Raw genomic sequence first — 9,622 nt, 5'->3', positions numbered from 1 at the left:
GCATCGCCGCACAGAAACACAAATACGGTTCTGTGCTCGATGCGCCGCTTCTTTTTTTCTGCCCGTACCGGAAGTTGCTCCACAGTCTGCTGCTCATGGGCGATGCAAAGTTCCCGAACCGGACATGCATCACACCGGGGCGCACCATTGGGTACGCATACCGTTGCCCCCAGTTCCATCAGTGCCTGGGTCAGCATGCCGCAGCGTCCTGCCGGATACACCGTTGTCAACTGCTCTGTGAACCGTTGCTTGACCTTTGGCAGATCCACGCAGCTGTGATCGTTCAGTATTCTCGACATGACCCGCAGCACATTTCCGTCCACTGCCGGGGTGGGCTGTTCAAAGCAGATGGACGCAATGGCGCCGGCAGTGTAGGGGCCAATGCCGCTGAGCTTCCGGATCTTAGCATATTCCCCTGGAAATACACCGCTATGCTCCGTCATGATCTGTCTGGCTGCCTTTTGCAGATTCCGCACCCGGTTGTAGTAGCCCAGTCCCTCCCACAGCTTCAGAAGCTGTTCTTCGGGCGCATCAGCGAGGGCGGCAATATCCGGCAGTGCCTGTAAAAATCGCTGATAATAGCCCTTCACCGCCTCCACCCTGGTTTGCTGAAGCATGATCTCCGACAGCCACACATGGTAGGGCTCCTGATCCTGCCGCCAGGGCAGATCCCGGGCGTGAGCCGGATACCAGGCAAGCAATTTTTCCACGGATTCGGATAAAAGCTGATTTGTGTTCATAAAATACTCCTTGATACAGCAACACCGCAGGGCAGAACGTACCCTGCGGTGTTTTCTTATTCGGGCATGATCTTGAGGACGGCGATCTCCGGACGATTGAGAAAACGAATGGGAATATTGGGATAGTTTCCGATCCCGGAGGTGACGAACAGTTTGCCGGTGCCGCAGGGGAAGATCCCTTTGTCGTAAACCGTGTCTGCATCCCCCAGTACCTCCGGCAGCCAGATGCCGTCGTCATATACTGGCCCCAGGAAGGGCAGTTGTACCACACCTCCGTGGGTGTCACCGCACAGCACCAGATCTGCTCCGAAGGGGGCATATTTTTCTGGTACAGGAATATGAGCAAGCAGAATGGAGTAAACCTCCGGATCCGGCAGTTCAAAGGCATTGGTCAGATCAAAGGTAGGAGAAAAATATGCATTGTCAATGCCGTAGATTTCCAGTATGGTGGAGCCGATCTGCACCCGTTCCTGCTTGTAGTCCATTACATGAATGCCTGCTGCCCGGAGCGCATCCATGTAGGCATAGGTGCGGTCGTGCTCGCCGGGCACATAGTATACCTTGTCCGGATGCTGGGTGGCAATTTTTTTCATCAGCGCCAGCGCCCGGTCGCAGCTTTTGCCGCTGGGCTGATCTGTGTACATATCCCCCAGAATACAGACAAGATCCGGATCGATCCGCTTCAGATCTCCAAGAATCGTTTCCGGCTGGATCCCCAGCCAGCTGGCGTGGTAATCGCTCAGAGCGGCTATGGTGATTTCGTTGGTCACCTTTGGGCTAGTGATCTCCTCCCTGGTGGTTTTCAAGGTAAAGTTGTTGAATAACCACAGCAGCACCAGGATCAGAAAAAAGACCCGCCGCTTGGTATGCCGTTTTTTCGGTTTGGATGTAGAGGCTGCTTCATTCGGAGCAGTCGGTGTTACGGGTTTGCTCATAGAATTTCCCCTTTCCGGACTACTGCGGGATATTGTGTACATCCACCTGGGGGAAGGGAATACTGATCCCGTTGGCATCAAACTGCTTCTTCACGTTTTCCAGTAACGTATACCGCAGTTCCCAGTAGTTGGAGCTGTCCACCCACACATAGGTAAAGATGATAATGGCACTGTCGTCCTGTCTGCCCATCCGTACCAGGGGTTCCGGCTCCTTCAGAGCAATCTCTGATTCGTTGATGGTTTGCCGGATCAGATGTTGTGCCTTATCAAAATCGCTTTCATAGCTGATGGAGAACTCCAGATCCAGTCGGCGCAGCTTCTTTTCTGTGTAGTTGGAGATCACGGAGGCGGAGATGGTACCATTGGGGATGTAGACCGTCTTATTGTCCGGCGTAATGATCCGGGTGTACAGGATCCCTACGGATTCCACCGTGCCGCTGACACCGGAGGTTTCGATATAGTCCCCTGCCTTGAAGGGCTTAGAAAAGAGGATGATGAACCCTCCTGCCAGATTGGACAGGCTGTTTTGCAGTGCCAGACCAATGGCAAGCCCTGCCGCACCGATCACTGCCACAATGGAGCTCATGGGTACCTTGAGAATGGACAGGCAAATTACGATCAGCACCGTGTACAGGATTACCCGGATCAGGGACTGGAAAAAGCCAATGGCAGTATCGTCAATGTTGGAGCGCTTCATGCCCCGTTTCACAGCTTTTTGCAGCAGCTTTGCCAGCAGAGCGCCGATGATAAATATCACCACCGCCACAAGCACAGTTGGAATTGCATCCTGGATCTTTTGCAGGATGCCGCTGAAAAAGGATGTGGTTTGTTCCACCACAGCTTCGGTTTCGTCAATGGTGTTACTGATTTCCATAGCGATTATGCCTCCTTCCATGCATGCACGGCGTCCAGAATCTGTGCCGGTGTCTCTGCAAGCTGTTCCGCCCCGGCTTCCGTCAGCTCCTCTGCTGTCCGGAACCCCCAGATACAGCCGATGCTGTGGGTACCGGCTGCTTTGGCAGTGCGGATATCCACGTTACTGTCCCCGATCATAACGGTTTCAGCCGGAGTTGCGCCGAACTGCTCCATTGCTGCTTGTAAAATCGCCGGATCCGGCTTCACAGGTCTGCCGTCTATCTTTCCACTGACCAGATCAAACAGAGCCGTGCCGAAGAAATGCTCCACGATCTCCCGGGTAAATATTTCGGTTTTGTTGGATGCAACCGCCAGCAGGATCCCCTCATCCTTCAGACGATGCAGCAGGGACTTGATGCCCGGATAGGGGTGGGTCTGGTCAGCATAATGAGTGTTGTAATATTCAGAAAAGAGGGCATACTGTCGGTCTGCATACTCCTTGGCATCCTCCGGCAGCACCCGTTCACACAGCTTCCGGACGCCGTTACCTACAAAATAGCGGAACTTTTCGGTGGGATGCTCCGGAAAGCCCAGGGTGCGCAGCCCATAGTTGGAGGCGGCAGCCAGGTCAGCCAGGGAGTTGACCAGCGTACCGTCCAGATCAAATACAGCCAGACGTATCATTATGATTCCTTCTTTCAGCGGATCAGCTTTGCCAGCCGTCCGGAGTATTCCGCCCGGAACTGGGCAAAGGTATCGGTTTCAATGGCGGAGCGGATCCGTTCCGCCAGGGTGTTGTAAAAATACAGGTTGTGCATCACTGCCAGTCTGCCTGCCAGCATTTCCTTTGCCTTGAACAGGTGCCGGATGTATGCCCGGGAGTAGTGTCTGCATGCGGGACAGTCGCAGTGTTCGTCAATGGGGCGGTCGTCCGTTTCATAGCACTGGTTGGTCAGATGCATGATGCCGTTCCAGGTGAATACGGTTGCATGTCTGGCGTTTCGGCTGGGCATGACGCAGTCGAACATATCGATGCCCCGGGCGACTCCCTCAATGATGTTGGAAGGAGTACCCACCCCCATCAGATACCGGGGCTTGTGCTCCGGCATGTGAGGTACCACTACATCCAGAACGTGATACATTTCCTCCGTAGGCTCCCCCACAGCCAGACCGCCCACTGCGTAGCCATCCAGATCCAGCTCCCGGATCTGCTTCATATGCTCCACCCGCAGGTCGTCGAAGGTGCATCCCTGGTTGATGCCAAACAGCAGTTGGTGGGGATTGATCGTGTCCGGCAGGCTGTTGAGCCGTGCCATTTCCGCCTTACAGCGCTGGAGCCACCGGGTGGTACGGGCGCAGGATTGCTTGGCGTAGGCATAGGTTGCAGGATTCTCCACACATTCATCAAATGCCATGGCAATGGTAGAACCCAGGTTGGACTGGATCCGCATGCTTTCCTCCGGTCCCATGAAAATGCGCCGTCCGTCAATGTGGGACTGGAAGTACACGCCCTCCTCCTTGATGCGCCGCAGCTTTGCTAAGGAGAATACCTGGAAGCCGCCGCTGTCGGTGAGAATGGGGCGATCCCAGTTGATGAATTTATGCAGACCGCCCATTTTCCGGATCACCGTGTCCGTGGGCCGCAGATGCAGATGATAGGTGTTGCAGAGCTCCACCTGGCATTTCAGTTCCTTGAGATCCATGGTGGAAATGCCGCCCTTGATGGCACCGGCAGTGCCTACATTCATGAAACAGGGTGTCTGAAAGGTACCGTGTACGGTGTCCACCGTGCCTCTCCGGGCAAGTCCCTCCTGCTTTAATAGTTTGTACATAATACGCTCCTTGCTGTGTTAGTTACCGGATGAAGCATGCGTCCCCGAAGCTGAAGAACCGGTATTTTTCTTCAACAGCTGTCTTGTAGGCACGCATGGTATTGTCGTAGCCGAGAAAAGCGGAAACCAGCATAATCAAGGTGCTTTCCGGCAGATGGAAGTTTGTAATCAGTCCGTCCATGACCTTGAACTGATAGCCAGGGTAGATGAAAATGTCCGTGTACCCTTCGCAAGCCTGGATCTTGCCAAAAAAGGTGGCGATGCTCTCCACCGTCCGGCAGGAGGTGGTACCCACGCAGATGACCCGCCCCCCGGCTGCCTTGGTCTGGTTGATCAGGTCTGCCGTTTCCTGGGACATGGCGTAATGCTCACTGTGCATTTTATGCTGCAATACATCATCTTCCTTTACGGGACGGAAGGTACCCAGTCCCACATGTAGGGTCACATAGGCAAGGCGCACGCCTTTGTCCTGTAACTGCCGCAGCATTTCCTTTGTGAAATGCAGCCCTGCGGTGGGGGCAGCTGCGGAGCCAAGCTCCCGGGAGTAAACGGTCTGGTAGCGCTCCTTGTCCTGGAGCTTTGCCTTGATATAGGGAGGCAGAGGCATTTGCCCCACATCCTCCAGGGCGGTAAAGAAGTTCCCCTCGCAGGTGAACTGCACCACTCGATTTCCGTCTTCCTTGACCTCCACTACCTCGCCGATGAGCCTGCCGCCGCCGAAGGAAAACCGGGTGCCAACCTTGGCTTTCTTGCCCGGACGGCAGATCAGCTCCCACAGCTTATCCCCTTTCTGCTCCAACAGTAGAAATTCGATAAAGGTGCCGTTGTCCATTTTCTCTCCGTACAGGCGAGCAGGAATGACACGGCTGTCGTTGAGCACCAGTAAGTCACCTTCCTGGAGCATATCGCATAGATTATAGAAATGCTGATGGGAAACAGCACCGGTTTCCCGGTCGATTACCATCAGGCGGGACTGATTCCGGGGCTCGATCGGGGTCTGGGCGATCAGTTCCTCCGGCAGATCATAATAAAAATCAGATTTTTTCATTGATTTCTCCTGGCTTTTTTAAATTCATATTGACAAGCAAAAAAATAAATGCTATGATTGTAATTGAATAAGGTAGAGGTGCGGTTAAGAAGAGTATGCATTGCACAGAATATGGACAGTATTCAACGGAACAGCCATTCCGGTGCATGCAGAAAGGCGAGACCGCCGAAGAGGACGCCTGGCAACGCATCTTCTGGGCACAGGCTGAACAAGCTTGTGACTGTCATCATGGATTGATGGAGCGCTATCGGCATATAGATCACTTCCGCTGATGTATGTGCCAATACTTCTATTATATCTTATGATGGACCGGTTTTCAACCGGTTTTTTTCATATTATACACTTTTCACAAATTAACACAAGGAGCGAATGAAAAATGAAGCAATACAATGTAGGTATCATTGGTGCAACGGGTATGGTTGGTCAGCGTTTTGCGACGCTGCTGGAGAATCACCCCTGGTTCCGGGTAAAGGTACTGGCTGCATCCCCCCGTTCTGCCGGCAAAACCTATGAAGAAGCAGTTGGGAGCCGCTGGGCAATGACCACACCGATGCCTGCTGCAATGAAGGATATGATCATGATGGACGCAACTGCGGACATTGAGAAGATCGCAGCCCAGGTGGACTTTGTGTTCTGCGCAGTAGATATGAAAAAGGACGAGATCAAGAAGCTGGAGGAAGCATACGCCAAGGCTGAATGCCCGGTGGTTTCCAACAACTCCGCAAACCGTTTTACACCGGATGTACCCATGGTGGTTCCGGAGATCAATCCGGGGCACATTGAAATCATTACTGCGCAGCGGAAGCGGCTGGGTACCAAGCGTGGCTTCATTGCTGTCAAGTCCAACTGCTCCATCCAGAGTTATGTTCCTGCCCTGCATCCCCTGCGGAAATACGGGTTAAAGAACGTGCTGGCATGCACCTATCAGGCAATTTCCGGTGCCGGCAAGACCTTCAAGACCTGGCCGGAAATGGTGGATAACCTGATTCCCTACATTGGCGGTGAGGAAGAAAAGTCCGAGCAGGAGCCGCTGAAGGTATGGGGCACCATCGAAAACGATCAGATCGTCAAGACGGCGACACCCTCCATCACCACCCAGTGTCTCCGTGTGCCGGTACAGGATGGCCACACTGCTGCTGTATTTGTTTCCTTTGAAAACAAGCCCTCCAAGGAGGAGATCCTCCAGTGCTGGAAGGCATTTTCCGGCGTACCCCAGGAACTGGAGCTGCCCTCTGCGCCGAAGCAGTTCCTCCATTACTTCGAGGAAAATGACCGGCCCCAGGCGAAGCTGGACCGGAACCTGGAGAATGGTATGGCAATTTCCATCGGTCGTCTGAGAGAGGATACACAGTACGATTACAAGTTTGTGTGCCTGTCCCACAACACACTCCGGGGTGCAGCAGGCGGCGGTGTGCTGCTGGCTGAGTTGCTGGCTGCTAAAGGGTATTTTGATTGATGAAAAACGTATTTATCAGTGCAGAAAATGACACGCTGCTGATCTCCTTGCTGAATCTTCGCAACCCCAATGCGCTGATCTCCGCATCTGATTTTGTGGATTTTTCCATGAACGAACCTCGGGAGCTTCCCTATGTATCCGATTATCTGGTAGATTTTGACGAAACCGTTGAGGAGTTGCGCCGTTTCATCGGCACAAGCGTCTACAAGGGCTTTATGAAGCTGGATTATCTGATCGTGCTGCCGGACGACTGCACCAATGTGGAAAGTGCGGCACTGGACAATATGCTCCACTTCTGTGGCGCCAAGGACTGCATCAGCGAAAATCGTGCCTTTCTGCTTTCTAAAAAACCGGAATATCTGGCAGTGACTGAATCCAAGCGCTGTGTCACCGTGACACATGTCACAGCGGATGCGCCGGAAACAGAACAGGTGTTCCTGGACGTTAACAGCTGCACAAAGGAAACCATTCAACAAGCATGCAAGGTGCTTGACGAGCTGGAAGAGTTGCCTGTGTATACCTATGGGCTCCGGGCGGATTTTCAGATCGGAACTCCGGTTTCCATCGAAAAGATCATGCGGAATTTTGTATCCATCCAATAAAGGCAGCAACGCACGGGACTTGTGCGATATGCCTGAATTGTTTTGAAAGGAATGAGTACCTATGAAGAACACCATTTTTACCGGTGCCGGCGTTGCCATTGTGACTCCGTTCAATCTGGACGGAACTGTAAACTATGAAGAGTTTGCCATGAACCTGGATTACCAGATCGACAACGGAACGGATGCCATCATCGTCTGCGGCACCACCGGTGAGTCTGCGACCCTGTCGGACGAGGAGCATGTAGAATGCATCCGCTTTGCTGTGGAGCATGTCAATAAGCGGATCCCGGTCATTGCCGGTACGGGCAGCAATGATACGGACTATGCGGTTCAGCTGTCCCAGGAGGCTGAACAGTGTGGCGCTGACGGGCTGCTGCTGGTGACACCCTATTACAATAAGACCAGCCAGGCTGGATTGGTCGCACATTTCACCATGATTGCAAACAGCGTCAATATCCCCATCATCCTCTACAATGTTCCTTCCCGTACAGGTATGAATATTGCAATTGATACGTGCATGCAGCTTGCGGGTCACAAGAATATTGTGGCGGTCAAGGAAGCCAGCGGAAACATTTCCTACGTTGCAAAGCTGTTTGAGCGCTGCGGAGATCAGCTGGATATTTACAGCGGCAACGATGATATGATTGTACCGGTGATGTCTCTTGGCGGTGCAGGCGTCATTTCCGTTCTGTCCAACATTCTGCCCCGGGAGACACATGAGATCACACAGTTCTGTCTGAAGGGTGATTTCAAGTCTGCCACCGCTTTACAGTTGAAGTATCTGGAGCTGATCAACGCTCTGTTCTCTGAAGTCAATCCGATTCCGATCAAGGAAGCTATGAATCTGATGGGCATGAACGTGGGCAGCTGCCGGATGCCGCTTGTAAGAATGACCAGCGAAAATCTGACCACTCTGGTGGCTTGTCTGCAAAAGCACAAGCTGATTCCGGAGCTTTGATGTAAAATGCCGCTGCATGTTCTATGCAGCGGTTTTTCAAAAAGGAGAAACTACATATGACGAATATTACAATATGCGGTGCCAACGGGAAAATGGGCCACACTATTTACCAGTGTGTGCAGGAACGAACCGATTGCAGGATCATCAGCGGTATTGACCTGAACACCACCGCCTATGCAGACTTTCCCATCGTTTCCAAGCCGGAGGAACTGCCGGAAAAGCCGGATGTGATCGTGGACTATTCCCACCCTTCCACTCTGGAAGGATTGCTGGCATACTGCCTGTCCACCGGCACCGCCGCTGTATTTGCTACCACCGGTTATACGGACGAACAAATTGCTTCCATCAAGGAAGCGGCAAAGCAGATCCCGATTTTCTTCTCCTGGAATATGTCTTTGGGCATCAACCTGCTGGTGAGCCTGGCGAAGAAGGCAACTGCTCTGCTGGGGGATCAGTTTGATGTGGAGATCATCGAAAAGCATCACAACCAGAAGATCGATGCACCCAGTGGAACGGCGCTGATGATCGCAAATGCCATCAACGAAACCATGGCAGAACCCCATCAGTATGTCTATGACCGTCACTCCAGACGCTGCAAGCGGGATAAAAACGAGATTGGCATTCACGCCATCCGAGGCGGCACCATTGTAGGCGAGCATGAGGTGCTGTTTGCCGGGCACGACGAAACCATTACTATTTCCCACTCTGCCGCATCCAAGGGTGTGTTTGCAGTAGGATCCATCAATGCCGCAGTATTTTTGCAGGGCAAAAAAGCCGGCTTGTATGATATGAATGATTTGATTAACGAACGAGGCTAAAGAAAAACATCCGCTGTAGCATCATATGCAGCGGATGTTTTTTTATGCGATATCCAAAGCATCATCTCAGAAAGCGCAAAAACAGTTGACAAAAGAGGGATTCTGTAGTATAATAAATGCATTGCCGCTGTGGTGGAATTGGTAGACACAAGGGACTTAAAATCCCTCGGAGTAAAATCCGTACCGGTTCAAGTCCGGTCAGCGGCACCAATGAAAGAATGTCGATTTTACGGCATTCTTTTCTTATTTTCTGACTAATTTGGTAGAAAAGTTTCTTGTGAATGAGCGTTTTTCTACCGGATTTCTACCAAATTTTCTACCAAAATCGCTGCTTTTTTCAATTTCACTTTCATTTTTGGTCTTAGCACAAAAGATTTT

Annotated in this window: 10 protein-coding genes, 1 tRNA gene and 1 riboswitch; of the genes, 5 read left to right on the top strand and 6 right to left on the bottom strand. The window is 52.2% G+C overall.

All coding sequences use genetic code 11. The annotated features are described in order from the left end of the window. From mutY to queA, 6 genes are all read right to left on the bottom strand, one after another. Positions 1 to 740, bottom strand: a 740-nt coding sequence (mutY, locus tag QVO51_RS00805) for an A/G-specific adenine glycosylase (protein ID WP_288167681.1), incomplete at its 3' end; no start/stop codon positions are given. Positions 741 to 796: 56 nt separating this feature from the next. Then, positions 797 to 1,675: a metallophosphoesterase gene (locus QVO51_RS00800; RefSeq protein WP_022356832.1), complete on the bottom strand. Its 879-nt coding sequence runs from the start codon at positions 1,673 to 1,675 to the stop codon at positions 797 to 799. Between the two features lie 19 nt (positions 1,676 to 1,694). After that, positions 1,695 to 2,549 (bottom strand): mechanosensitive ion channel family protein, encoded by an 855-nt coding sequence (locus QVO51_RS00795; RefSeq protein ID WP_022356831.1) that lies wholly within the window; start codon positions 2,547 to 2,549, stop codon positions 1,695 to 1,697. 5 nt (positions 2,550 to 2,554) lie between these two features. Further along, positions 2,555 to 3,214 (bottom strand): HAD family hydrolase, encoded by a 660-nt coding sequence (locus QVO51_RS00790; RefSeq protein ID WP_022356830.1) that lies wholly within the window; start codon positions 3,212 to 3,214, stop codon positions 2,555 to 2,557. Between the two features lie 14 nt (positions 3,215 to 3,228). Next, positions 3,229 to 4,362, bottom strand: a complete 1,134-nt coding sequence (tgt, locus tag QVO51_RS00785) for a tRNA guanosine(34) transglycosylase Tgt (protein ID WP_022356829.1) — start codon at positions 4,360 to 4,362, stop codon at positions 3,229 to 3,231. 22 nt (positions 4,363 to 4,384) lie between these two features. After that, positions 4,385 to 5,410: a tRNA preQ1(34) S-adenosylmethionine ribosyltransferase-isomerase QueA gene (gene queA / locus QVO51_RS00780; protein ID WP_022356828.1), complete on the bottom strand. Its 1,026-nt coding sequence runs from the start codon at positions 5,408 to 5,410 to the stop codon at positions 4,385 to 4,387. A gap of 65 nt (positions 5,411 to 5,475) precedes the next feature. Continuing rightward, positions 5,476 to 5,665: riboswitch (Lysine riboswitch) on the top strand. Between the two features lie 121 nt (positions 5,666 to 5,786). Between queA and asd the strand changes: the two genes are divergently transcribed. The 5 genes from asd to QVO51_RS00755 all read left to right on the top strand — a co-directional run bounded on the left by asd (position 5,787) and on the right by QVO51_RS00755 (position 9,454). Next, the gene (gene asd, locus QVO51_RS00775) at positions 5,787 to 6,866 is read left to right on the top strand and encodes an aspartate-semialdehyde dehydrogenase (RefSeq protein ID WP_022356827.1); all 1,080 of its coding nucleotides are present in this window, start codon (positions 5,787 to 5,789) and stop codon (positions 6,864 to 6,866) included. Further along, a complete protein-coding gene (locus tag QVO51_RS00770) occupies positions 6,866 to 7,468 on the top strand; it encodes a hypothetical protein (RefSeq protein WP_022356826.1) in 603 nt (200 codons plus the stop codon). The genes asd and QVO51_RS00770 overlap by 1 nt, the downstream gene beginning before the upstream one ends. 61 nt (positions 7,469 to 7,529) lie before the next feature. Continuing rightward, positions 7,530 to 8,426 (top strand): 4-hydroxy-tetrahydrodipicolinate synthase, encoded by an 897-nt coding sequence (dapA, locus tag QVO51_RS00765; protein WP_022356825.1) that lies wholly within the window; start codon positions 7,530 to 7,532, stop codon positions 8,424 to 8,426. 56 nt (positions 8,427 to 8,482) lie between these two features. After that, positions 8,483 to 9,244, top strand: a complete 762-nt coding sequence (gene dapB / locus QVO51_RS00760) for a 4-hydroxy-tetrahydrodipicolinate reductase (protein WP_022356824.1) — start codon at positions 8,483 to 8,485, stop codon at positions 9,242 to 9,244. Between the two features lie 123 nt (positions 9,245 to 9,367). Then, a tRNA-Leu gene (locus QVO51_RS00755) sits at positions 9,368 to 9,454 on the top strand. The last annotated feature ends 168 nt before the right edge of the window (positions 9,455 to 9,622 follow it).

Source organism: Ruminococcus sp. CAG:379, assembly GCF_000434255.1.
In the GTDB taxonomy this organism is placed as follows: Bacteria; Bacillota; Clostridia; order Oscillospirales; family Ruminococcaceae; genus Ruminococcus_F; species Ruminococcus_F champanellensis.
Note: the sequence above shows the minus strand (reverse complement) of the source record. Positions and strands in the feature narration are given on the sequence as shown.